Raw genomic sequence first — 465 nt, 5'->3', positions numbered from 1 at the left:
GCACATTCTCCAGATCTCCCACCAATTGAAAACATCTGGTCAATGGTGGCTGAGCAACTGGCTCATCACAATACGCCAATCATTACTCTGGATGAACTGTGGTATGTTGAAGCTGCATGGGCATCTGTACCTGTACACGCCATCCAAGCTCTGTTTGACTCAATGCCCAGGCGTATCAAGGCCGTTATTACAGCCAGAAGTGGTTGTCCTGGATACTGATTTCTTAGAATCTACGCACCCGAAACGCGTGAAAATGTAATCTCCTGTCAGTTCTAGTATAATATATTTGTCCGATGAATACCCGTTTATCATCTGCATTTCTTCTTGGTGTAGCAATTTTAATGGCCAGTATGTTAGAAAAAATTCCGCAACATCGGAAATGTGATCTTCAGATCAGTCATCACATATCGGATGTTCACCCTAACGTTACTCGACGTAATGGTCAGAATGTTCGAATGGCTGCAC

Annotated in this window: 1 protein-coding gene; it reads left to right on the top strand. The window is 43.7% G+C overall.

From position 1 onward, the window contains the following. Window positions 1-219 (top strand): hypothetical protein (locus AC0IXA_RS27155; protein WP_471814861.1); only part of this gene is annotated, 219 nt, incomplete at its 5' end. Window positions 220-465: the final 246 nt, after the last annotated feature.

It is taken from the genome of Pseudomonas sp. AC083 (assembly GCF_979253165.1).
The sequence above is the reverse complement of the archived record's forward strand: the minus strand, read 5'-3'. Positions and strand labels throughout refer to the sequence as shown.